At 68.0% G+C, this 21,744-nt stretch carries 21 protein-coding genes and 2 pseudogenes; 10 read left to right on the plus strand and 13 right to left on the minus strand.

The window, feature by feature from the left end; all coding sequences use genetic code 11:
• Positions 1 to 11 precede the first annotated feature (11 nt).
• Complete coding sequence (locus tag HPY32_RS37285) at positions 12 to 1,541, minus strand: FAD-dependent monooxygenase (protein WP_156674480.1); 1,530 nt, start codon at positions 1,539 to 1,541, stop codon at positions 12 to 14.
• A 57-nt stretch (positions 1,542 to 1,598) separates the two neighbouring features.
• The gene (locus tag HPY32_RS37290) at positions 1,599 to 2,597 is read right to left on the minus strand and encodes an alpha/beta hydrolase (RefSeq protein ID WP_067588532.1); all 999 of its coding nucleotides are present in this window, start codon (positions 2,595 to 2,597) and stop codon (positions 1,599 to 1,601) included.
• A 225-nt stretch (positions 2,598 to 2,822) separates the two neighbouring features.
• Between HPY32_RS37290 and HPY32_RS37295 the strand changes: the two genes are divergently transcribed.
• Positions 2,823 to 4,091 carry a S1 family peptidase gene (locus HPY32_RS37295; RefSeq protein WP_156674479.1) on the plus strand — a complete coding sequence of 423 codons (1,269 nt, stop codon included), beginning with the start codon at positions 2,823 to 2,825 and terminating at the stop codon, positions 4,089 to 4,091.
• A gap of 103 nt (positions 4,092 to 4,194) precedes the next feature.
• Here HPY32_RS37295 and HPY32_RS37300 read toward each other — a convergent pair.
• The 4 genes and pseudogenes from HPY32_RS37300 to HPY32_RS37315 all read right to left on the minus strand — a co-directional run.
• A pseudogene (locus HPY32_RS37300) lies at positions 4,195 to 5,766 on the minus strand (glycoside hydrolase family 172 protein); the annotation flags it as partial.
• A gap of 142 nt (positions 5,767 to 5,908) precedes the next feature.
• Positions 5,909 to 6,292, minus strand: coding sequence for a MerR family transcriptional regulator (locus tag HPY32_RS37305; RefSeq protein ID WP_067588526.1), 384 nt, complete (start codon positions 6,290 to 6,292; stop codon positions 5,909 to 5,911).
• Between the two features lie 8 nt (positions 6,293 to 6,300).
• Positions 6,301 to 7,050: an SDR family NAD(P)-dependent oxidoreductase gene (locus HPY32_RS37310; RefSeq protein WP_197696505.1), complete on the minus strand. Its 750-nt coding sequence runs from the start codon at positions 7,048 to 7,050 to the stop codon at positions 6,301 to 6,303.
• A gap of 46 nt (positions 7,051 to 7,096) precedes the next feature.
• A complete protein-coding gene (locus tag HPY32_RS37315; protein ID WP_171983252.1) occupies positions 7,097 to 7,954 on the minus strand; it encodes an esterase/lipase family protein in 858 nt (285 codons plus the stop codon).
• 478 nt (positions 7,955 to 8,432) lie between these two features.
• On the opposite strand from HPY32_RS37315, the gene HPY32_RS37320 reads away from it, so the two are divergent.
• The 4 genes from HPY32_RS37320 (at position 8,433) to HPY32_RS37335 (ending at position 10,644) form a co-directional block, all read left to right on the plus strand.
• Positions 8,433 to 9,311, plus strand: coding sequence for a helix-turn-helix domain-containing protein (locus HPY32_RS37320; RefSeq protein WP_067588520.1), 879 nt, complete (start codon positions 8,433 to 8,435; stop codon positions 9,309 to 9,311).
• Positions 9,308 to 9,514 (plus strand): DUF397 domain-containing protein, encoded by a 207-nt coding sequence (locus tag HPY32_RS37325; protein ID WP_067588518.1) that lies wholly within the window; start codon positions 9,308 to 9,310, stop codon positions 9,512 to 9,514. Before HPY32_RS37320 ends, HPY32_RS37325 begins: the two co-directional genes overlap by 4 nt.
• 21 nt (positions 9,515 to 9,535) lie before the next feature.
• Positions 9,536 to 9,739 (plus strand): DUF397 domain-containing protein, encoded by a 204-nt coding sequence (locus HPY32_RS37330; RefSeq protein ID WP_067588516.1) that lies wholly within the window; start codon positions 9,536 to 9,538, stop codon positions 9,737 to 9,739.
• Positions 9,740 to 9,969: 230 nt separating this feature from the next.
• Complete coding sequence (locus HPY32_RS37335) at positions 9,970 to 10,644, plus strand: MspA family porin (protein WP_156674477.1); 675 nt, start codon at positions 9,970 to 9,972, stop codon at positions 10,642 to 10,644.
• Between the two features lie 39 nt (positions 10,645 to 10,683).
• On the opposite strand, the gene HPY32_RS37340 is transcribed toward HPY32_RS37335, so the two are convergent.
• Positions 10,684 to 12,045 carry an FAD-dependent monooxygenase gene (locus HPY32_RS37340; RefSeq protein ID WP_067588510.1) on the minus strand — a complete coding sequence of 454 codons (1,362 nt, stop codon included), beginning with the start codon at positions 12,043 to 12,045 and terminating at the stop codon, positions 10,684 to 10,686.
• 54 nt (positions 12,046 to 12,099) lie between these two features.
• Here HPY32_RS37340 and HPY32_RS37345 point away from each other — a divergent pair, with 54 nt between their 5' ends.
• From HPY32_RS37345 to HPY32_RS37355, 3 genes are all read left to right on the plus strand, one after another.
• On the plus strand, positions 12,100 to 12,825 hold the full coding sequence (locus HPY32_RS37345; RefSeq protein WP_197696504.1) for a TetR/AcrR family transcriptional regulator: 726 nt from the start codon (positions 12,100 to 12,102) through the stop codon (positions 12,823 to 12,825).
• A 101-nt stretch (positions 12,826 to 12,926) separates the two neighbouring features.
• Complete coding sequence (locus HPY32_RS37350) at positions 12,927 to 13,184, plus strand: hypothetical protein (RefSeq protein ID WP_156674476.1); 258 nt, start codon at positions 12,927 to 12,929, stop codon at positions 13,182 to 13,184.
• Positions 13,154 to 13,678 (plus strand): hypothetical protein, encoded by a 525-nt coding sequence (locus tag HPY32_RS37355; protein WP_156674475.1) that lies wholly within the window; start codon positions 13,154 to 13,156, stop codon positions 13,676 to 13,678. Before HPY32_RS37350 ends, HPY32_RS37355 begins: the two co-directional genes overlap by 31 nt.
• On the opposite strand, the gene HPY32_RS37360 is transcribed toward HPY32_RS37355, so the two are convergent.
• Together HPY32_RS37360 and HPY32_RS37365 are read right to left on the minus strand one after the other, a co-directional pair.
• Positions 13,668 to 14,609, minus strand: a complete 942-nt coding sequence (locus tag HPY32_RS37360; RefSeq protein WP_067588506.1) for a redoxin family protein — start codon at positions 14,607 to 14,609, stop codon at positions 13,668 to 13,670. The genes HPY32_RS37355 and HPY32_RS37360 overlap by 11 nt on opposite strands.
• Before the next feature lie 35 nt (positions 14,610 to 14,644).
• Positions 14,645 to 15,208 carry a maleylpyruvate isomerase family mycothiol-dependent enzyme gene (locus tag HPY32_RS37365; protein WP_067588503.1) on the minus strand — a complete coding sequence of 188 codons (564 nt, stop codon included), beginning with the start codon at positions 15,206 to 15,208 and terminating at the stop codon, positions 14,645 to 14,647.
• A 72-nt stretch (positions 15,209 to 15,280) separates the two neighbouring features.
• On the opposite strand from HPY32_RS37365, the gene HPY32_RS37370 reads away from it, so the two are divergent.
• Positions 15,281 to 15,886: a TetR/AcrR family transcriptional regulator gene (locus HPY32_RS37370; RefSeq protein WP_067588502.1), complete on the plus strand. Its 606-nt coding sequence runs from the start codon at positions 15,281 to 15,283 to the stop codon at positions 15,884 to 15,886.
• On the opposite strand, the gene HPY32_RS37375 is transcribed toward HPY32_RS37370, so the two are convergent.
• The 3 genes and pseudogenes from HPY32_RS37375 to HPY32_RS37385 all read right to left on the minus strand — a co-directional run bounded on the left by HPY32_RS37375 (position 15,878) and on the right by HPY32_RS37385 (position 19,152).
• Positions 15,878 to 16,435, minus strand: a complete 558-nt coding sequence (locus HPY32_RS37375) for a DinB family protein (RefSeq protein ID WP_067588500.1) — start codon at positions 16,433 to 16,435, stop codon at positions 15,878 to 15,880. The genes HPY32_RS37370 and HPY32_RS37375 overlap by 9 nt on opposite strands.
• A 131-nt stretch (positions 16,436 to 16,566) precedes the next feature.
• A pseudogene (locus HPY32_RS37380) lies at positions 16,567 to 16,899 on the minus strand (transglycosylase family protein); the annotation flags it as partial.
• Between the two features lie 369 nt (positions 16,900 to 17,268).
• Positions 17,269 to 19,152 (minus strand): helix-turn-helix domain-containing protein, encoded by a 1,884-nt coding sequence (locus tag HPY32_RS37385; protein WP_067588496.1) that lies wholly within the window; start codon positions 19,150 to 19,152, stop codon positions 17,269 to 17,271.
• A gap of 162 nt (positions 19,153 to 19,314) precedes the next feature.
• On the opposite strand from HPY32_RS37385, the gene HPY32_RS37390 reads away from it, so the two are divergent.
• Positions 19,315 to 20,343 carry an extracellular catalytic domain type 2 short-chain-length polyhydroxyalkanoate depolymerase gene (locus tag HPY32_RS37390; RefSeq protein WP_067588494.1) on the plus strand — a complete coding sequence of 343 codons (1,029 nt, stop codon included), beginning with the start codon at positions 19,315 to 19,317 and terminating at the stop codon, positions 20,341 to 20,343.
• On the opposite strand, the gene HPY32_RS37395 is transcribed toward HPY32_RS37390, so the two are convergent.
• Positions 20,340 to 21,734, minus strand: a complete 1,395-nt coding sequence (locus tag HPY32_RS37395; protein WP_067588492.1) for a phenylacetate--CoA ligase family protein — start codon at positions 21,732 to 21,734, stop codon at positions 20,340 to 20,342. The genes HPY32_RS37390 and HPY32_RS37395 overlap by 4 nt on opposite strands.
• Positions 21,735 to 21,744: the final 10 nt, after the last annotated feature.

Here is a 21,744-nt window from a genome sequence, read left to right on the forward strand (position 1 = left end):
CTACCCGTGCATCACCGACCGTCCCCGAACCAGCGGTGCAGGGCCGCCTCGAGGGCGGTGAAATCGTCACCGGCCCAGGCGACGTAGCCGTCGGGCCGCACCAGTAGTCCGGTGAACCACTGTGCCGCAACGGGTTTGGTGGTCACCACGCGGACCCGGTCCGACCACGGTTGGGCGGCGGCGCGCAGGGGCGCGGAGTCGGTGGGGTCGTAGAGGACCGCGCGAGCATCGGTGAAGTAGTCGCTCAGGCGGGTGCCGTCGGTCAGCGGGAGGTCGGGCATGAGGGCGCCGATCAGAGGGTGGCCGCCGCCCAGGTCGTAGCGGTTGACCACCCCGGAGAGGCGTTTGACGATGTAGGTGGCGCCGTCGCAGGTGGCCAGGATTTCCGACAGCACGGCGCGCATGGCCCGGCTTTGCGGGTCCAGGCGCATGACCGCGATTTGCGCCCTGGTCCAATGCAATACCCACGCGCCGATCGGATGACGTTCGGCCGTATAGGTATCCAGCAGGCTCTCCGGGGAGCGGCCCGCGATCACGGCGGCCAGTTTCCAGCCCAGATTGACCGCGTCGCCGAGGCCCAGGTTCAGGCCCTGACCGCCGAAGGGCGAATGCACATGCGCGGCATCACCGGCCAGCAGCACCCGGCCCAGCCGGTAGGTGGTCGCCTGGCGGGTATTGTCGGAAAACCGTGTGGCCGAATGAACCTCGGTCACCTCGACCGGCACGCCGGACAGGTGGCGCATGCTGCGCTGCAGATCGGCGGCGATGATCGGCGCGTTGCGATCCGCGGGCGGGCCGTCCATTTCGACGGTGAGAATGCGGCTCGGACCACCGGGGACCTTGCCGTGCATATAGATTCCGGTCTCGGTGCGAACCCATCCGGTGCCCAGGGCCTCGTAGCCGGTCATGGTCACGATCGCCTGATGCCCGGTGATCTCCGGATCCACTCCCGGGAAATCGAATCCGGCCCGCTTGCGGACCGAGCTGCGCCCGCCGTCGCAGCCGACCAGCCAGGCCGCCCGCACCGAGGTGTCGCCGAAATACACGGTGACACCGTCGGATTCGGCGTCGAAGCCGTGCACCTCGGCCCCGCGCCACACCGGCACGCCCAGATCGGCGACCCACTCGCCCAGCACGGTCTCGATGCCCTGCTGGTCGACCAGCATGAACTCGGCGGCGCGCCCGAGGTCGGCGAAGGCCGGATCGGTGAAGTCGACATCGTCGCGGTCGATGAAGATCCCCGCGAAATGCCCGACGAAGGGCAGCGGCTCGTCGGCGCCCGGCGGCTGCTGCCCGGGCCGGGTGAAGGTGGCCCGCAGCTCCGCGGCCCGCTCACTGTGATGCTCGGCCAGGGCGGGCCCCAGGCCGCGGCGAAACAGCGCCTGCGCCGCCGACACATTGATCCCCCCGGCCTTCACCGTCGGATCCATCTCCGGTAGCCGTTCGATCACAACCACATTCGCGCCGCCCAACCGCAGTTCCCCGGCGAGCATCAACCCCACCGGGCCCGCGCCGACGACCACCACGTCGTATTCGTTCATGTTTCCGACTGTGCGTGGGCGCTCTTGCACCGTTCTGGCGTGGCGCTTGCGGCCGGGTCAGTCCTCCGGCAGGCCCAGCCCGCGCGCCAGCACCGGCCACGATTTCCGCAGTTCGTCCTGCCAGTAGCCCCACGAGTGGGTGCCGGTGGGTTCGAAGTCGTAGGTGGCGGGGATGCCGAGCTGATTCAGGCGATTCTGCAGGTTGTGCGAGCAGTAGGCGGTGGCGGCCTCGAGCGCGCCGCCGACGGTGACCTGATTGGCCAGGCCGCCGGGCCCGGGCAGGGCGTATTCACCGTTGAGCGTGTCGTAGCGGCCGGGTATCCCGGAGCCGCTGGAAATGAACAGGTTCAGGCCGCGCAGCTGGTCGGCGTGCACATAGGGATCGTTGGCCGCCCACATCGGATCGCCCTTGGGGCCGTACATATTGTCCGGATCGCCGCCACCCGCGCGGACCACGGTGGAGATCATGTCGTAGCCGACCGGGTCGCTGATCTGCGCGCAACCGCTCAGCGCGGCCACGGACTGATAGAGCCCGGGCGCGGCGATCGGTAATTGCAGCACCGAGGTCCCGGCCATCGACAGGCCCGCAATGGCATTGCGGCCGTTGGTGTTCAGCGCCTTGTCGATCAGCGGCGGTAATTCCTGGGTCAGGAAGGTCTGCCATTTGTTCACGCCCAGCTCGGGATCCGGTGCGCGCCAATCGGTGTAGTAGCTGAATTTGCCGCCGACCGGCTGTACCACATTGACGTCCTTGGTCGCCAGGTATTGCAGCACGCTGGTCCGCTTCTGCCAGGTGGCGCTGTCCTCGCCGCCTCCGGCGCCATTGAGCAGGTACAGGGTGGGCTTCGGTGTCGAGGTGTCGGCCGGGCGCTGCACGTCGACCTCGATCTGCTTGCCCATGGCGGCCGAATACACCTGCAACACCAGGGATCTGGCGTCCTTCTCGGTCACCGACGCGATATACGAACCGTCGGCCGAGTGCCCGGCGGCCGCCACCGCCGAGGCCGAGGCCGCTCCCGCCGCCACTATCGGCGCCACTGCCACGGCCGCCGCCATCACCAGTGCCGCGCTCGTTCTCCTCCTCGACAGGCCCACGCCCGATCTCCTTTCGACGCTCGCAACCGTGCCCCGGCCGAATAAGAACGAACTGGCGCAAACCTGATGAGCTGCTGAGAGCCGACGTGGCAAATCCCACGCGAAAATGGTGTAACGGGCTACCGGCTGTCAGATTCCTGTCATCCGATTGCCAGGTTTTCACCCGGCGAGCGCCTACGGTTATCGATGATGCGTAACCACGACACCGCCTGTCCTTCCGGCCCCCGTGCCGGGCGATCGTGCTCGGCCGCCGTGGCGGTCGCCGCGCTCGTGCTGTCCACCGCAGCGGTCGCCGGTGGGGCCGCCGCCGCGCCGACCGATCCCGTTCGCGGCCACGAGCTGCCCGCGGCGCTGGCCACCGCGGTCGGCCGCGATCTGGCGCTGAGTCCGGCGGAGTACCTGCGGCGGGCCGATCTCGCCCAGCGGCTGGCCGGATTCGCCGCCGATGCCCGGCGGCGATTCCCCGGCGCGGTCACCGGAGTCGAGCTGAATCGGGCGGGGCAGCCGGTGGTGATGGTCCGCCCGGATGCCGCCGCGGCCCGGGTCGCGGCGCGGCAGGCGGGTTTCCTGCTCGCCGAGGCCGGCGCGGCACCGGGATTCACGGTCGCCGCCCCCGGCACCGCACCGGCCGACGGGCCGCTGACCGACACCCTCGCGGCCACACCCGCGGGCCCGATCGCGGGCGGCGACGTATATGTCAGCGCGCAGCCCGGACAACCGGGCGACAAGGCTCTCAAATGTTCCTGGGCCTTCAATGCCGTCGATCGCGACGGCCATCCGGCCGCTCTCACCGCGGGCCACTGCAACGCCGCCGCCCTGGCGGGTTCCCCGGCGACCGACGACCAGCAGACCTTCGAGTTCCTGCCCGGGCACGTGGTCGGCGCGCAGACCGGCGCCTTCGAGAAGTCGGTGGTCGACGGCGTGCGCGACTACGCGATCGTGCGGATCGCGGACCAGAAACGAGAATCGTTCCGCAACAACCTCGTTCGCGGCGCGGATCGGACGATAGCGATCACCGGCGTCGGTGTCCCCGTGGTCGGCGCGCCGGTCTGCAAGTCCGGCGCCACCACCGGATTCACCTGCGGCATCATCACCCAGATCGACCAGCCCGACCCGAACCGCCCGCCGATCCGCTTCAAGCACACCGCCCTGAGCCTGCCCGGCGACAGCGGCGGCGCCCTCGTCTCGGGCACCCTCGCCATGGGCATCGTCAGCGAAGGCGCGGGCAACACCGACCCGAGGCAGTTCCCCACCGACAAGCCGAGCCAGCTGCCACCCTCCCCGCTGAGCCCGATCCTCGGCCAGCTCCTGGAAAACATCGGCCCACACGGCTTCGAACAAACCGCCCCACCGACCGACCAATTCCTGCGGGCCGTCCCGCAGATCATGATGGTCGCGCAGTCGGTCGCGGACGTGCTGGCCGACAACCCGGGCCTCCAGATCCGCACGGACTGACGCTACGAGGGCGCGCACCGCACCCGCCGTGGCCACGACCACCGCGCGAACGATGGAAACGATCGTGCTCGGTGTGTTCGGAATTCGCTGGTTTTCAGAATTCGTACAGGAAAGCGGTCGAACTGTAGTCGGCCTGTTCGTCGTCGACCGGGCCGTGTTGAATGCCGAATCGGAGGGCGAACAGGTAGTTGACGGCGTCGGGAAGCATGAGCCGGTAGGCGGTGAGGCAATAGTCGGCGCATGCGGGGCCGCCGCTGCGGACCGTCGGTGCACCGGTCAGCGGAAGACTGAAACGCCTTCCGGAATCGAAATACCAGCCGCCCTCGTAGAAGTCCTCGGTGCCGGTTCCGGGTATCTGCGGGGCCGGTGCGCCGTCGGCGTAGACGTGTTCGTTGCCTTCCAGGAACCACGGTGCCTGCGCGGTGAAGGACGTGGCGATGCGGCGCCCGCTCATCGTGTGACTGACGCCGACGAATTTGCCGTGGCCGAGTTCGTCGGCGAAGCTCCAATCCCGGCCCGGCACGGTGGGTCCCGCGTGCGAGCGGGCCGCGAAGTGTCCGGCCTGGCCGGTGGCCAGGGCCACCGCCCACTGCGGATCCGGGTCCACGGTCGTCTCGGTGTCGACGCCGTTGATCGGTTCCCCCGTCGTATTCACCAGGCTCACGGTGACATTCGCGATGAACGGCATCGGCCACCACGCCGACAACCACCCACCGGGCACCGGATCGGCCGCGAACATCAGCGACCGCACCGGCATCGCGTCCGCGCCGCCCAGCCCGACGCCGAAGAACTCACCGATCGGGGAATCGACGAAATCCCTGCCGTCGAAGGCGATTCGCAGGCGCAGACCCCCGAATGCCGCGTCGGTGGGCAGCCGCAGCCGCAGCGCCGAGACGCTGCCCGGGCCGAACGCCTGCGCGACCGGCACGACCGCCCCCGGCGGCAGATCGGTTGTGCGCGTGAACCTTTGCGCATTCGGCCGGGCCGGTTTGGGATCGCCCGCGCCCGCACCCCGCAGCATGGCCAGCACATCCTCGGCCCGATCGGACCGATCGAAGGTCGCCACCCCGATCGGATCCGGGAAGTGCCGGTAGGTCACGTGGTAGTACTGCAGATTCTGCGCCACACTGATCCGCATCGAATCCCGGTACGGCATAGGCACTTTGATGTACACCCCGCCCGGCGACTGCGCGGCGTTCGCCACCAGCGGAAAAACGAACGGCGCTCCGGCGGCGCCGTCCACCACCGCTTGCAGCGGGGCGTCGAGGACGACGGCCCCGTCCAGTTCGATGCGAATATTGCCGATGGCCGTCACATCTCCGCCGTCGCGGGTGAACCAGATCGAATCGATCTCACCGGCCCCGTGGTCCTCGGCCACCACACATCCCGCGCCGCCCCCGCCGATACACCCACCGTTGCCGTCGTCGTTTCTCCCGCTGCGGTCGTAGCTGGAGTACTGCAGCGTCTCCACCCCGGGGGCCAGATACGGCAACCGGTCCAGCTGCCGGTAGGTATCCCAGCCCACCAGGGCGCCCGGCGACGGGGCCAACGGCTGCGCGTGTCCCGGCGCGGTCACCGCGACCGCCGACAGTCCCACCGCACCCGACACCACCGCCGCACGGACCACCGCCCTCCGCACTGCGCGACAACAGCTCTCGATCACCCGACACGCCATCAACCGGTCTCCTCGCCGAGCGGTAGTTTTCCCAAGCGACGGCCCGAGCCATGTTCCATCGAAAAGTGCCCCGTGAACTTCGGGCGCAAGTTTCGCACAGATTCACCGCGGAGTCCGCGATACTCGCGGAAGCGTCGGCGGGTCAGCCCGCGGGGCGCAGCGGCCGGGCTACCGAATGGCCCGTGGCGCTGTCGAGGAGGGCGATGAGGCGGTCGCGGGTGACGGTCAGCTCCTCGAGGGTGGACTGGACGGCGGACAGTTTGCGGGCGATTGCCGCGGCGCTCGCGGAACAGGCGGCGTGCAGGTCGGATTCCAGGCAGGGCAGGAAGCCGAGGCCGACGATCTCCTCGGCGGTGAAGCCCACCGAGAGCAGGCAGCGGATATTGTCGACTCGCCGCACCGCGTGCTCGTCGTATTCTCGATACCCGTTGGTCGTGCGCCGACTGGGCAGCAGGCCGTGGGATTCGTAATACAGCAGGGCCCGGCGGGTAGCCCCCGTTCGTCTCGCCAGCTCACCGATCCGCATCGCTCACCTCACGCCGCGCTCAGGCCGCCGTCCACCCGGATCACCTGGCCGGTGAGGTAACTCGCTTCGGGGCTCGCGGCGGCCACGATCCACCAGGCTATCTCCTCCGGTTCGGCCAAGCGGGCGAGCGGGATTCGCTCCTGGAATCGCAGGCCCGCCTCGATCTCCTCCGGTGTCAGACCGGAGTTGGTGAGGATCGGTGTCCGGGTCATCCCCGGCGCGACGGATACCACCCGGATGCCGCGCTCGGCCAGCTCCAATGCCCATGTCTTGGTGAGGAAATCCATCCCCACCTTGGTGGCGCCGTAGATCGAGCCCTCCGGCCAGCCGCGGTCGGGTGTGTTCGAGGTGACGTTGATGATGGTCGCGCCCGTGCCCAGCAGCGGCAGCGCGGATTGCGTCAGGAAAATCGGCCCGACGAGGTTCGTGGCGATCTGCCGCTCGGCGGCGGCTGGGTCGATCTTCCCGAGCGCGGCGGGCAGGGTCACTCCCGCATTGTTGACCAGGACGTCGATCCGCCCGAACTCGCGGGTCGCCGCCTCGATGATCGCGGCTCGGCCGTCGGCGGTACCGACATCCGCTGTCGCGGTGCGGATTCCGGTGCCGTCGGCGGCCTGCCGCAGCGTCGTGTCGGTGCGCCCGGTGATCAGCACGTCGGCGCCCGCCGCGGCGAACCGATGGGCCGCCACCCGCCCGATCCCGCTGCCGCCGCCGGTGATGACCACGGCTCGTCCCTGTAGTGACGTCGATTCGATCATGCCCCGACGCTAAACCCGGACCCCGGGGTACAGGTCAAGCCTCGCCTCAGTGGTCGGCGTAGAGCGGGACCGGGATTTCGTGGGGAGTGTGCGGGGCGGCGGCGATGTAGGTGGCTATTCGGCTGGCGGCGGTGGTCAGGGAGGACACCATCCTGTTCGTGTCGACACCGGGGAGGGTGGTGGTGGAGCAGACGGAAGGCGCGAGGCGGGCGGGGTCGGGCGCGCCGGGGTGGGTGAGGGCGTCGAGGGCGAGGGCCCAGGCCACGCCGTCGCCGAGCATCTCGAGGTGGTCGACCACGCGGCCGGGGCAGACCGATTGCACGGAAATGTTGTTGCCGCCGGGGATATTGCTGGCCTCCGGTTGCGGGAACACCACCTCGTCGGTGCTGGTCCAGATGTTGGTGTAGTCGATGCCGGGGGCCAGGCCGCGGCGATGCAGCGCGGTGAGCATGCCGGAGCCGAAGCGCACCTGCCAGGCCAGGTCGGCACAATCGGTGGTGCAGACCAGGTTCCCGAGGTCGGTACCGTTGACCCCGGGCGCGAGCCCGATGACCTTGTCGACATCTGTAGCCGCATCACGCCAGAATGCGGTGGCCCACAACAGAAGTGCGGCCCCCTGACTGTGCCCTATGGTACTGATCGGCCCACCGGCGGCCGCGCGGGCGACCCGAATGGCATTGACGACATATTCGGCGGACTCGTAGAAATCGACGAGCGCATGCTGTGGCAACTGCACAGTGCACACGGCGAACCCGGCCGCCTGGAGCGCGGGCTCATACCCCCACGACCACGAATCGGCCACGGACAGCCCGGTGCCGTGCACGAGCAGGACGGTCTTGCGGTGCGCCGCGTCGCCGGTACAGTGCACCGCATTGTCGAGCTCGATGGCCGAGGTTTGTAGCACTGGACCGGAATCGGCCTCCGCCGCAGGCGCTTTGGATACTGGGCCAGCTACGACCATCGTAGCGAGTACCAGGATCGTCCCGTAGACACAAGCGCGACGGCAGTGTTTCACAATTTTCCTCCAACGACCATTGGTCGGCATTGACCTATACATGCGCGCCCCCAGTACACCACAACCCGGCCACCCCGGTCAGCGGAATCGACACTCCCCCTGCAACTGTCGAGTATCCGGTCCGGACAATCCGAATCACGGTCGTGTGACAGTTCGAAAGTGACTGACGCGCTTGCCACTTCGGGGAGGTCGGGTGGGGTTCGGTCGAAATCGTCAATCTGCCACCGGTGGATCACATTGTGTAGATAATCGCCCCGCAGCGGAATCGGCGGCTGCATGCGCAAATCGTAAAAGTCAAGGTACACATCCGAATACATGGCATTTCGCATTCACATTCCGTGAATATCATCGAGCAAGGGGGTTCGTCATGGCAGCAAAAGGTTCGGCCATCCCGCGACGGCAGTTGGGTCGCATCATGCGCGAGATGCGTTCAGAGGTCGGGTTGACCCTCGCCCAGACGGCGAAGTTGATGGGGTGTAGCGCGGCGACTGTTCAGAGGTTGGAGACGGGGGCGATTGTAAATATCGACCCGGAGGACATCGAGATGTTCTGCCGAGTCATGGGGGCCGACGAGGTCACGACCATGGCATTGAAATGGCTTGCGGACCAAGGAGGTGCGACCGAGTGGTTCCACAAGTACACCGACCTGATACCTCCGAACTTCGATGTGTACATGGGGCTCGAGTCGGTGGCGGTGAAGTTGGCGTCGTTCGTCGAGTTGGTTCCAGGTTTGCTTCAGACAAAGGCCTACGCACGGACCTTGTTTCGCGCCGTTCACCCCACCGAGCCGGACTCCGAGATCGAACGCCGCGTCGAGATGAGGATGCAACGTCAGACGCTCATCAAGCGTAAGGTGCGCCCGCTGGCGATCGACGTCATCCTCGACCAGTCGGTCCTTCATCGCATCATCGGTAGCCGCAAGATCATGGCCGCCCAGCTCTACCACCTTGCCGACTTGGGAACCAGGCCGAATGTCCGGATACGCATACTTCCGTATGCCGTCGGAGTGCCCTTGGGCGATCTCACCGGCCCCTTCATCATCATGGATTTCGAAGACGCCGAAGCAGGTCAGCCCCACGAGCCTCCCGTTGTGTACGTCGAAAGCTATACAGGCGCAATGTACCTGGACGGACGCGATACTGTAGATCGTTATCGCGCCGCGCACGCCAACCTCGGCCGTGTAGCGTTGAGCGAGCAGGCAAGTAGGGATCTGCTGCGACGGACGGCAAAGGGGTATTCGTCATGAAAGTCGGTCTATCCGGAGCGCGCTGGTTCAAGAGCAGCCGAAGTGGCGGCAGCCAGGAGTGCGTAGAGGTTGCCTTCCTGGGCGCAGGCCACGTCGGTGTCCGCGACTCCAAGAACCCGACAGGCCCTGCACTCGTCTTCACCTCGGCCGAGTGGGACAGCTTCACGAACGCGCTCGAGACCGACGGCTTCAACAACCAATAACCTTGTAGCGGAGCGGGATTCATGAGCCCTGACATGTCCGGCGCACACTGGTTCAAGAGCACCCGAAGCGGCGCGAGCCAGGACTGCGTCGAAGTCACCTTCCTCGGCACCGACCACATCGGCGTCCGCGACTCCAAGAACCCCACCGGCCCAGCACTCGTCTTCACCCCAGCCGAGTGGGACACCTTCACCAACGCCGTCAAGGCCAACCAGCTAGCCCCGTAACTCAATTCGCCGACCCGACCGGCCGCCAATACTTGCGGCCGGTTACGGCTGTGCGCGAGTGTCCGCCCGACATCGAACAACACGCTCGGGCCTGGAATCAGAATCCACGGGAAACGATCCTAATCGGCAATCATTTTCATTAGGAACCTGTGGTGGTGGCGGCCGACTATCTCTACGGTGGTACCCCGTATCCACCGTCCCACGATCGTTTCACCGAGAAAGCTGGCTTGATGCATCACCGCGCAACTCGATATGCCCTGTCCACAGCCGTTGTCGTCGGCGGCACCGTGATTGCGGCCGCGCTCGCTCCGGTGGCGGCCGCCGAGCAGGGGCAGTCGAGCACGTTACAGTCCGAGGGGGGAACGGAATTGACCGTGGCGGTCGACGACACCGATACCGTCGGCGCGGGAAATCAAGCGCCGGGCGGTGTCCCGTTCTCGCATTCGGTGCAGGTGGCGGGCCGCTACTCGGTCGACGTCCACCCGGAGAAGATCACCTCCGGAACCGTCGCGGTGGGCTACATCCTCGGCTGCGGAGTAGACCTCTCCAGCGGCATCACGGTCGGCCTCATCCCCAACCAAAGCGGCACCGTAGGCATCACCCCCTCGGTAACCCTGGGCGCACCCCCCTCGGTAACCATCGCCCCCACCCTCTCCGGAACAGCAGGCATGTCCGAAACCCTCTCCGCCACCCTGATCCCCGGCCAAATCACCACGGTAACCACCGCCACCGCCACCTTGGACCCCACCACCACCTTCCCCTACCACCTATCCCACCAACGCACCCCCCTCAACGTAGCCCGCTGCGCCTCCCCCGTAACCGCAGTCCCCTTCACCACCGCCTCGATAACCACCCCCAACGCCTACCTCCAAAACACCGCCTACGGCAACCAATTCACCTTCTAACCCCCAGCCAACGCGAATGTTGCCGTCGGTGCCGAGAAGTCACTGCCATGTGCTGCGCGCGATGGCTGGTGTCTCGTGCGAGTCGCCTGGTGCGGCTGCCCATGCGATGACGCCGTCGGGCCGGATCAGTGCTGCGGCAAGGTCGTTGCGGCCGGTGGAGATGACTTCCGGCGGGCCGATCTGCACCGGCCCACCGGCTCGGGTCAGGTCGGAGAGTCTGCCGTGGCTACCGTCTGCGTACGTGAGTCGCAGGTCGGGGCAGTATGTCCCGGCCAGTGGGTGGTCCACCCGGTACGGCAGTTCGTGCCGGGTGCCGAGGCCGGAGGTCATCCGGCCGAAGTAGCGGACGACGTCCGGGATGTCCATGAGGTCGGAGACGATGTCGCGCAGCGCATCTGTGTGCGGGCCGGGGCGTAGCAGTGCGGACTGCGCGCGCGTGTTGTGCAGGACTGCGGCGCCGACCGGGTGGCGTTCGGCATGGTAGGTGCCGAGCAGTTCGTTCCTGCCGTTCGCGAGTTTCCAGCCGAGGTTGACCGCGTCCATCAGGCCGAGGTTCAGGCCCTGACCACCGTTCGGGGAGTGGACGTGCGCGGCGTCCCCGGCGAGGAACACGCGTCCGCGACGGTAGGTGGTGACCTGGCGTGCCTGGTCGGTGAAGCGCAGCCCGTCACCGACGTCGGTCACGGTCGCGTCGACACCGGCCACCCGTTTGATGCTGGCCCGCATCTCCTCGGCGGTGATCGGTCCATCGTGCCGGTCGAGGTCGGAGAAGTCGAAGGTGGCGACCATGCCGTCGCCGTAATAGAGAATGCCGTTGTCGAGCCGTCCGGGTGGCGGCAGCTCGCCGGTGACCTGGGCGGCGACCCGGCGCACGGTCATCAGCGGCGGCGTGCCGGGGAATTGGAAACCGGCCAGCGTGCGGACCGTGCTGTGGCCGCCGTCGCAGCCCACCAGATAGTCGGCGCGAAGCCCGTTGGCGATGACGCCGTCGCCGTCCTGGTGCAGATCGGTGAGTTCGGTGCCGTAGCGGATTTCCACGTCGAGGCTGCGTGCGTAGTCGAGCAGAATCTTTTCCAGCTCGTTCTGCCAGATCAGCGTGAAGCGGCGGTCGGGCTCTTCCTGGGCGTCCTGATCGATCTTGAAGATCGAGGCGAAGTGCCCCTTCGCGCTGCCATGATCGCGAAGCTTGTCCGCACGACCCCGCTCATCGTGCTCAGCCAGTTCGGGGCCGAGGCCGCGCCGGACCAGCGCCTCGGTTGCCAGCGGACCGATGCCCCTGGCGCGCGGCTCACCCGAAGGGCCCTCGCGTTTTTCGATCACCACCGGGTCGGCGCCCGCCAGCTTCAGTTCGGCGGCGAGAAGCACGCCGACCGGCCCGGCTCCGACAACAATGACATCCATAGAGCCTCCCGGGCACAGTGTTCGCAGTCGTGAAACTAGGATACGCTGTTCGCAGTGGATGTCATCTGGATGCGGCCGGAGCGGGCGGCCCGCGGGCCGAAACCGGCGCACAGCCGGGACGAGATCGCCGCCGCGTGTGTCGGCGTCGCCGATGCCGAGGGCCTGGATGCCGTGTCGATGCGCCGGGTCGCCGCCGAGCTGGGGACGGGTACGACCTCGCTCTATCGCTATGTGACCGCCAAGGATGATCTGTTCGACCTGATGGTCGACCAGGTTTTGGGGTCGGTGCCGCTGCCGCTACCGACCCACCACTGGCGAAAAGACCTCGGCCTGTTGGCTTCGTGGAAGCGCGAGCTGATCCTCGACCATCCCTGGATGGCGTCGCTGTCCGGCCGACCGGCCGTCGGGCCACACGGATTGGCGTTGCAGGAGCGCGGATTACGCGCGGTCGAGGGGTGGGGGCTGTCGATCGACGAGATGATCATCGTCGTCGAGTCACTGGACGCCTACGTGCAGGGCTACGCCGTACGCGAGTTGGCCGAGCGGGCGGCGACGCAGCGGTCCGGCCAGGACCTCGACGCCTGGATGGCGGCCCACGACACCTACGCGCGCGCAGTGATGGCCAGCGGGCGATTCCCACTCGTCACCAGGGCATGGCTGGATGCCGCCGAACCCCATGCGGCCGACCGCGCCGAACGCGGCTTCCGGCACGGCCTGGACCGACTACTGGACGGCTACGCCGCCAGCATGCGCCAGGCCAGAGACCGGCCACGACGGTAATCTCCCTGGGCGAGAAGCAGATCCGGGGCGATCCGGTTCGGAGGCGGGCCGATCTCGGCATACTGGGCGGCATGGATGTCGACAGGCGGGCATTGAGGTGGGTGGCCCGTGAGCCGTTCGAGATCGCGTCCGATCACATGGATCGTGGTGTCGCGGTGGCATTGTCGACGCTCGACGAAGCCTTCGATCCGGTTCGGCCGCCGGTGGCGATCGACTGCTGCCCGCACTGCAAGAAGGTGGATGACTACGCGGCTATCCTCACCCGTCCGCGTCGCCTGCTGACCGGAATCGAATATTGGGTAACTACGCCTTCAGTGCACTCGATACCGTGGGGTCCGACGCCGATCTGCACTACCTGACCGGGCGGATCCTGCAACTGCTGCACGGCCATGACCGCCGCATGCCCGATATCGAGGTGTGCTACGGCAAGCTGCGCAGGGCGGGTTGGCAGTCCTGGCCGCAGGCCGAGGCCATCGGTGCCGTCTTCGACGCGCTCTGGCACGACCTGCTGACCCACGACCCTGCGCACGAGAGGGTCGACACCCTGTTGTGCGCATTGGGTTCGGCCGAAGACACGATTGCACCTCGGCTGTCGCGATGGGCCGAGCTCGACGGCGAAATCGCAATCCGCCGACTGCACGAGTTCGTCACTCGGGACTGCGGACACAAGGAAGGACTTCTCCTCCCGCACAATGCCTTCTGGGACCGGACGTCACCCACCTATCGGGAACTGGTCGCCTGGCTCAACGGCCCCGCCCTCCGCGCGGTCACCACGGCCTTCGACCGCAACGATGACCCCGACCTGCTCGAGGTCCTCGCGGATATCCACGGTCTCCTGGTAATCAACCAATGAGGCCCGGCACCGCCGACTCGAGCCAGCGGAGTACCTGGCCCGCATGTCTATCCGGTGGGAACACCGGATAGAAGACGTGCTCGATCGTCCGGTTCCGGATGATGAATGTCAGCCGTTTGTACAGCGTCGCGCCGTCCACCTCGAAGGTCGGCAAGGTCAAGGCGGCGGCCAAGTTTCGGGCGGTGTCGGACAGGAGGGGGAACGGGAGGTGGAGGCGGTCGGCCACTTCGCGTTGGTAGGCGGAGTCCTGGACGGACAGGCCGAAGACGCGGTCGGCGCCCGCGGCGAGCAGGTCCGCGTGGTGGTCGCGGAAGTCGCAGGCCTGGACGGTGCAGCCGCGGGCTCCGGGGATGGTGTCCCAGCCGATGGGCATGTCCGCGTCGGGGTGGCCGGTGAGTGGGTAGAGGTAGACGACGGTGCGGCCGCGCAGGGCGGCGAGATCGACCCTGGTGCCGTCGGTGGCCTCCAGAGTCAGCGCCGGGAGCAGGCGGCCCGTGAGATGTGTTGCCGCGCCGTCATCTTCGGGCACTGGAAGGTCGGGCGGGAGGGTGAGCAACCGCGGCGGGGTGCGGACGCTGCCGCGGTAGGCGGCATCGCGGAGGCGGCGGGTGAGGGCGTCGCGGCGCTCGGTCAGGCCGACGATGCGGGTGGTGAGAATGTCGATGGCCCTGCGGTATTCGGCCAGCGATGCCGGGCAGTCGTCGACGTGGTCGCCGCCCGATTCCAGGCAGTCCAGGAACGGGCGGGTCTCCTCGACCGCGATGCCGAGGTGATTGAGTTCGCGAATCTCGCGGACCAGCCGCACATCTCGCTCGTCGTAGTCGCGATACCCGTTGGGATGCCGCCTCGGTGTCACCAGTCCCAAGGTCTCGTACCGGCGGATGGCCTTGGGACTGGCGCCGGTCAACCGGGCAAGTTCGCCGATCTTCATGGTAGGAACGGTAAACCCTGTCCCGCGGGGCAGAGTCAAGACCGGGACGGCTCCCAGGACGGATCACGGCCCAGCAGGGCGGCGAGCGAATCCATCACGGGTAGTGCGGAATTCGTCTCCACCGGGAGTTCGTAGGCGCCGCCGGGGCCGTGGAATTCGCTGCCCGGGCCGGTAATGGCGCGGGCGGTGGGCAGGGCGACGGCGAGGAAGCGATCGGGGACCGGATAGGGGCGAGACAGCGCGCGGCACAGGTCCCAGCGGTGTACGAGCATGTCCAGGAAGTGGATCGGCAGCAAGCGTTCCCGGGTGATCGGGCCGCGGTCGGGCAGGGTCACCCGGTCACCGGCCTGCTCCATCGCGACCACCCAGCGGGCGGCGGTGCGGGCGAAGTCGTCGCGCGGGTTGTCGGCATGGTCGTCCAGCGGCGCCAGCACGGTCGCGATGACCGCCTCGTGCCGCTGGTTCATGTGGTCGATGAGGTCCGCGACGGTCCAGCCGGTGCACGGGGTCGGCGCGGACAGCTCCGCGTCGGAAACGGTGACAACGTCGTGGCCGAGCAGCGCCAGGGCCGCCGCATCGAGCCGGAGCAGTTCGCTCACCGGCGCATCCTTTCGATAACTTACGGTCGTTCGCCAAAAGGATAGCGTACGAACGGAAGTTATGATGGGTTCGTGTCGCCACGCAGCTCGTTCGCCGAAGCCGCCCGCACCCGGGACCGCATAGTGCGGGCCGCCGTCGAGGATGCCTCCCGGATCGGGCTGGACAGCCTGACCATCGGATCGCTCGCCGACCGGCTCCACATGAGCAAGGCGGGGGTGGTCGGCCCCTTCGGATCTCGCGAGAACCTTCAGGCGGCGGCACTGGCGAGAGCAAGTGAGATCTTCCGGGCGGCCGTGGTCGATCCGCTCGCCGACTTGCCGCCCGGCGCACCGCGATTGGCGCGACTGATCGATGCCTGGATCGATTACCTTGCCGAATGCCCGTTCCCCGGTGGGTGTTTCGTCACCGCCGTCTCGGCCGAGTTCGACGGTCGACCCGGCCCGTTGCGGGACACGATCGGCGAGGCGGTCATCGCATGGCGCACCCGGCTCATTGCCGAAATCACTGCGGCACAGGCGGAAACAGCCACGGCGCGGCGACCCGCCGCCGAGGTCGCCTCGACGCTGGTCGGGATCTCGATGGCGGTCAATCAGGAAATCCAGCTGCTGGCAGACGAATCCGCCGCCGAGCGCGGCCGAGCGGCCATGCGCGCCGCGGCCGGGCTGCCGCTACCGTAGTGCGGGCCGCCGCAGATACAGGTCGCGCAGCAGGGCGATCTCGCCGCCGTGGTGGAACACCTCGCGATTGATGTGCAGGACCACCGCCGCCACCGGACGGCCCGCGAACGGGGGAACATCCGAATCGCGGGGACGACCGAGGTCGGCAGCGGTCGCCGCGCGCATCCCGGCCGACCAGGCGGCATAGGCGCCGTCGAGCTGATCCAGTGCGGCCGTGGCGGTTTCGGCATAGACGTGGGTGTCGTAGTCGATCGGCGAACCGCCGAAGTACAGTTCGGCGCGCTTGGCCAGCACATGCACGGTGAGGTGGGCCATGCGCCAGGCGATGGTGGTCAGCGGCGCGGGAACCGGTGCGGGACGGGCATAGTCGACGGTGAACCGGCCGCCGCCCATCTCCCGGTCGGTGCGGCGCGGGCGGACGGTCCAGCAGCCGGGAGCCGGTTCCCAGAAGTATTCCTCGTCGGTCAGCCCGGCCAGCCGGGGCCGCAGCCGCTCCCGCCAATGCCAGTCCAGCTGATCGGCGATCTCGTGCACCCAGTCGATGTTCATCGAAGCCAGTATGCCACCCCACCAACCAGTTGGTGGAGTCATTGCCCGAACGGACCGAAAACGGCGGCGGCCCCGCTCCCGGGCAATGGGGAGCGGGGCCGCCGTATCGAGCTCAGTGCGCGCGGGCCTTACAGGTAGGCGCCGCAGACCGGCCAGGCGCCGGGACCCTGGGTGGCGAGCACGTTCTCCGCGACGCGGATCTGCTCGGCGCGGCTGGCGCCGGACGGGCTGCCCGTACCGCCGTTGGCCGCCCAGGTGCTGGGGGTGAACTGCAGGCCGCCGTAGAATCCGTTGCCGGTGTCGGCGCCCCAGTTGCCGCTCGCCTCACACTGCGCGACGGCATCCCAGTTGTGACCACCCTCGGCCGAAGCGGTGGCGGCGAGGCCGATCGGGGCGGCGACGAGAGCGCCGGCCACGGCGGCCAGTCCGAGAGCGCGAGTGCTGAACTTACGGTTGCGAGACATAGAGGGTTTCCTCCCTGCGCCCAACCGGCCCGGCGCGGCAATTCGCGCGGGTCCCTGTCCCCAGGAATGTCGGGGTCGCACTCGGATCGCGGGACAGGGTCACCGGCGTTCGGCGATCCGAGTTTCAGCCCGTTTGGGGGCCGCCGAAGACGGTAACGAACAAATCACGGCAGATCACGTTGCGATAACGTTCAACCAAGTCTCGACCATCGGGTGAGGATGTTTGAGTTTGCGCAGCGCATTACCGGGATTTATCGGAGAACAAAAGTGTAGTTATCTGTTCGAGATGTGCTATAGATCACTTCGAAATAGTGATCCGGGTCGCGCCGGAACGGGCAGATCGGGCGGGCGGATTCGCCGCTTCGGTAGTCAGGAGGTGAAGACGGCCGTGGTCCGCAATTGGTGGAGGCGGAGGGCCAGGTGAAGTTCCAGGGCGCGGTCCGGCTGCTGCCAGTCGGGGCCCAGCAGGGTGGTGATTCGGTCGAGGCGCTGGGTGACGGTGTTGACGTGGATGTGCAGCTGGTCGGCGGTGCGGGTGGGGCTGGCGCCGGTGGCGAAGTAGGCGTGCAGGGTGGACAGCAGGGCGGTGCCGCGGCGGTCGTCGTAGTCGGTGATCGGGCCCAGGGTGCGGTCTACGAAGGCGAGAACGTCGGTGGAGTCGCCGATGAGCAGGCCGACGAAGCCCAGGTCGGCGGCGCTGGCCACGGCACCGCGGCGGCCCAGTGCGTGCAGGACGCGCACGCAGCGTTCGGCCTCGCGGTGACCGGGCGGCACGCCGTCCGGTAGCCGTATCGGCCCGGCGCCCGCGGCGGTGATCGGCGTACCGAGGACGGCCGCGAGTTCGGCGGCGGTGGCGCGGGCGGCCTCGGTGGGGTCGGCGCCGGGGAGCAGGACGACGAGGTGGTCGGCGCGGACCGCGGCCAGGCCGTGGCGGGCGACGGCGTGGGCGGCGGCGGTGCGGGTGGCGCGGCTGCGGTGCCCGTCGTGGTCGGCGACGACCAGCACGTGCGGGCGGTCGAAGTCCAGCCCGAGCGTGTCGGCGCGCGCGTGCAGGACGTCCGGGGCGGTGACGCGGCCGTCGAGCAGATCGTCGAGGAATTCGCCGCGCACCCGGCCCTCGGCCTCGGCGATGCTGCGACGGAACAACAGCAGCAGCGCCGTCACCTGCGCGGCTCGTTCCAGGATGCGCTGGTCGGAGGCCGACAGTTCGCCCGGATAGTCCAGGACCAGCGTGCACAGCGGTTCGCTGCCCGCGCCGCCGGGCGCGGCCCACAGCCGGTCGCGGCGCGCGGTGCGGCCGAGTCGCCGTGCGGTGGCGGTGATTTCGCCGACGCCGCGATCATCGTCGAGCCGGATGCTGCCGACATCGGCGAGGGCGTGACCGTCACCGTCCAGGACCCGCAGCGCGCCGCCGAGAATATCGACGACGACCGCCGCGATATCGGCAATGCCGCCGCCGCGCACCACCAGATCGGTCATCCGGTCGTGCGCCTCGGCGGCGCGTTCGACGGTCCGGAAATGCGCCTGCAATCCGGCATTGGCGGCGCTCGATTCGGTGAGCGCCGTGCGGGTTTCGGCGAGCAGGCGGGCGGAATCGACGGCAATGGTGGCGTGCGCGGCCAGCGAACCGAGCAGCGCTATTTCCTCGGGCGCATAGCGGCGGGCGCTGCGATGGGAGGCGAACAATACGCCGATGACCCGGTCGCCGAGTTTCATCGGTACGCCCAGAATCGCCACGAGCCCTTCGTCTTTCACGGCCGCATCGATATCGGCGGTATGCCGGAAACGATCATCGTGGAAATAGTCGGCGGAACAATACGGCGCTCCCGTCTGCGCGACCAGGCCGCCGAGTCCCGCGCCGAGCGGCAGGCGGCAGCCCCGAAATGCCTGGGACACCGAACCATCGGTGACGCGCATGTAGGTGTCGCCGCGATCCGGGTCGGGCAGGGTCAGGTAGGCGACGTCGGCGTGCAGCAGGCGGCGGGCGCGGTGCACGATGGCGCGCAGCACCGCGTCGATATCGCGCAAACCGGCCAGATCGCCCGCGGTGTCGAAGAGGGCGGCCAGCTCCGCCTCCCGGCGGGCGCGGCGTTCCAGCAGTGCGCGCACGCGCAGGGCGGCGGCCTTCGCGTCCTCCAGATCGGCGAGTTCGGCCGCACTCGCCCCGGCCGCGCGGGCCTGGATCAGCGGTGTGTCGAATTCGGCCGCCGGGGCCTCGCGCTCCAGCAGGCCGAGGAAGACTTCCCAACCCATGGGACAACGGTAGGAGCCGATGTGGGGACCGGCCATGTGTTCCGAATACATAGGCGCCGCAACCACTATGGGGTCCACACACCTGGTGACCTTCGTCACAGCGACGGACAATGTCGGCAATGCCGCCCGGCGAGTTCGCCTTTCGCACTCTGGAGATACACCGTGAAGTTCCTTCGTACCCTGTCGCTGCTGGCCGCGGGTTTCGCCTTATCGCTGATGAATGTTCCTGCGCAAGCGGGTCTTCCGACTCCGACGCCGGGGACGCTGGGTAGGTACAGCATCGGGGCGGTCTATGCGGCCGGGGTGTCGTCGGGCGGCTATCTGGCCGATCAGCTGCATGTCGCCTACTCCGGAACCTTTTCCGGCGCAGGCATTTTCACCGCCGGGCCGTATCACTGCGCGCAGGGGCAGCTGACCACCGCGCAGCTGGCGTGCATGAATACCGCCATGCCCGACAACCTGCCCGCCCTGGAGCAGACCGCCCGCCAGCGCTCCGATTCCGGGTCGATCGATTCGGTACAGAACCTCGGCGGGCACAAGGTGTGGATCTACCACGGCACCAGCGATACGACGGTGCAGCAGCCCGTCACCGATGATCTGGCCCGGTTCTACCGGGACTTCGGCGCATCGGTGACCTATGCGAACACCTCGGCCGCCGGGCACGCCTGGGTGACCCCGCTCGGTCCCAACGCCTGCTCGGTCACCCAGCCGCCGTATCTGAACAACTGCGGCGACGACCCCGAGAATGCCATGCTGAGCACGCTGCTCGGCAGTGTGCGGCCCGCGACCACGAACCTCACCGGGACCCTGATCAGTTTCGATCAGAGCCCCTATGCGCCGGGCGGCGATCCGAGCTCGATCAGTATGGGCGGCACCGGATTCGCCTATGTGCCGACGGCGTGCCGCACCGGCAGTTGCACCCTCCTGGTCGCCCTGCACGGCTGCAATCAGAACTACGACAATGCCGCCATCGGCACCGCGTTCCCGGCCGACGCCCACCTCAACGAGTACGCCGACACCAACAACATGATCGTCCTGTACCCCCAGGCCACGGCCAGCCTCACCACCTCCAACCCGCAAGCCTGCTGGAACTGGTGGGGATACGGCGGCGACGCCTCCTACGACCAGCACGGCGGCCAGCAGATCGAAACCATCATGAGCATGGTCCGAACGCTGACCGGTGCCCGTTAGGGGGTGCGGGTGTAGCGGTGTTTGACCCCGGCCGGAAAGTGCTCAGGGTCGGCGTGCGGATGGAGCCGGATCACCGGCCGTTGGCGCTCAGTCGGCACATAATGCGCGAATTCGCTGTTCAGCCGCAGCAATTCACGCCGGATCGACTCCGCCACCCGTTCGGCCAGGTCCGGGCTGGCCGAACGCCCCGGGGCCAGTTCGACATCGATGGTCAGGAGGCGGTTGTGGTCGCTGTCCTCTACCGACTCGAGAACGAATTTTCCGGTGACGTCGTCGCAGACGGTGGGCTGTTCCAGACCCACGGAGACGTTCTCCGGGAAGATGTTCGCGCCGTAGAAGGAAATCGTGAAGCGGCTGCGACCGAAGACGTAGACGAAGGGGAGTTCGGGGGTGGTGGCGGTCGGGCGCAGGCCGTGCCGTCCGACGAACTCGAGCATGCGGTCGTGCGGAATCAGGCCGCCCTCGTCGGCGATGTGGTAGCGGATCAGCGGGACTCCGCTGTCGCCGGAGAACAGCAGCGTGCCGTCGACTTCTTCGAAAAAGCGCTGGTAAGGGTCGTATTGGACGAGGGTCGGGAGGCGCGGGGAGCCGAATAGTTCGCGGGCGGCGTCCGGGCGGTCGGCGAGGAAGCGCCGGATCCGCACCGACAGCGGCGTCTCGTTGCCGAGCACACCGGCGTCCGCGGTGCCGTACAGCGAGGCGATATCGCGCACGGGATCGCTCATTCCCGCGCGTTCGGCGACGAGGGTGCGCCAGGATTCGCTGAACACCTCACCGGCGGTCACCATTTTGACCCGATACCGGTCCCAGTCGAAGCCCGCCGCCCGGCCGCTATCGATCACATCCTTGAGAAACGGCGGATACCCGAGCAGCACAACCTGATCGAACAGCGACCCCAGCCGGGTCAGGACCCGCATGATCTCGTCCTTGTTGTTGCCCGGGGCCACCGCCGTGATCGGATACCGGTCGGCCAGCTCCCGCACACAGTCCAGCGTGAACAGGCCACCGACCCAGGTGCCGAGGGTGAAACACACCACGGCCAGGGTGCTGCGCTCCCCCGCGTCGAATCCGTCGCGGAAGATCTGCTCGAAGCGGGCGCTGATGGCATGCTCGTCGGCGCGGCCGCGCGGCCACGGCGTCGGCTCCCCGGTCGAGCCCGACGACAGCGCGATCACCTCGCCGAGGCGGCCGTCGCGACACAGCTCCGGCAGCGGATACCGCCGCACATACCCGGGCTTGTCCAGCAGCGGCAGCCGCCGGAAATCGGCGTAGGTGGTGACGGATTCGGCCTCGATTCCGTGCTCGCCCAGGAACTTCCGATACGCGGGCACGCTCGCCGCGACGCGCGCGAACAGCCGGACCGCGGCCTGCTCCGGTGTCTCGTCGGTCATCGTTCACAGT

The organism is Nocardia terpenica (assembly GCF_013186535.1).
GTDB lineage: Bacteria > Actinomycetota > Actinomycetes > Mycobacteriales > Mycobacteriaceae > Nocardia > Nocardia terpenica.

What these genes read in the sequence shown, in the direction of transcription:
- HPY32_RS37285 (WP_156674480.1), bottom strand. Translation starts at nt 1,541, where the DNA reads ATGAACGAATACGACGTGGTGGTCGTCGGCGCGGGCCCGGTGGGGTTG.
- HPY32_RS37290 (WP_067588532.1), bottom strand. Translation starts at nt 2,597, where the DNA reads ATGGCGGCGGCCGTGGCAGTGGCGCCGATAGTGGCGGCGGGAGCGGCC.
- HPY32_RS37295 (WP_156674479.1), top strand. Translation starts at nt 2,823, where the DNA reads ATGATGCGTAACCACGACACCGCCTGTCCTTCCGGCCCCCGTGCCGGG.
- HPY32_RS37305 (WP_067588526.1), bottom strand. Translation starts at nt 6,292, where the DNA reads ATGCGGATCGGTGAGCTGGCGAGACGAACGGGGGCTACCCGCCGGGCC.
- HPY32_RS37310 (WP_197696505.1), bottom strand. Translation starts at nt 7,050, where the DNA reads ATGATCGAATCGACGTCACTACAGGGACGAGCCGTGGTCATCACCGGC.
- HPY32_RS37320 (WP_067588520.1), top strand. Translation starts at nt 8,433, where the DNA reads ATGGCAGCAAAAGGTTCGGCCATCCCGCGACGGCAGTTGGGTCGCATC.
- HPY32_RS37325 (WP_067588518.1), top strand. Translation starts at nt 9,308, where the DNA reads ATGAAAGTCGGTCTATCCGGAGCGCGCTGGTTCAAGAGCAGCCGAAGT.
- HPY32_RS37330 (WP_067588516.1), top strand. Translation starts at nt 9,536, where the DNA reads ATGAGCCCTGACATGTCCGGCGCACACTGGTTCAAGAGCACCCGAAGC.
- HPY32_RS37335 (WP_156674477.1), top strand. Translation starts at nt 9,970, where the DNA reads ATGCATCACCGCGCAACTCGATATGCCCTGTCCACAGCCGTTGTCGTC.
- HPY32_RS37340 (WP_067588510.1), bottom strand. Translation starts at nt 12,045, where the DNA reads ATGGATGTCATTGTTGTCGGAGCCGGGCCGGTCGGCGTGCTTCTCGCC.
- HPY32_RS37360 (WP_067588506.1), bottom strand. Translation starts at nt 14,609, where the DNA reads ATGAAGATCGGCGAACTTGCCCGGTTGACCGGCGCCAGTCCCAAGGCC.
- HPY32_RS37375 (WP_067588500.1), bottom strand. Translation starts at nt 16,435, where the DNA reads ATGAACATCGACTGGGTGCACGAGATCGCCGATCAGCTGGACTGGCAT.
- HPY32_RS37385 (WP_067588496.1), bottom strand. Translation starts at nt 19,152, where the DNA reads ATGGGTTGGGAAGTCTTCCTCGGCCTGCTGGAGCGCGAGGCCCCGGCG.
- HPY32_RS37395 (WP_067588492.1), bottom strand. Translation starts at nt 21,734, where the DNA reads ATGACCGACGAGACACCGGAGCAGGCCGCGGTCCGGCTGTTCGCGCGC.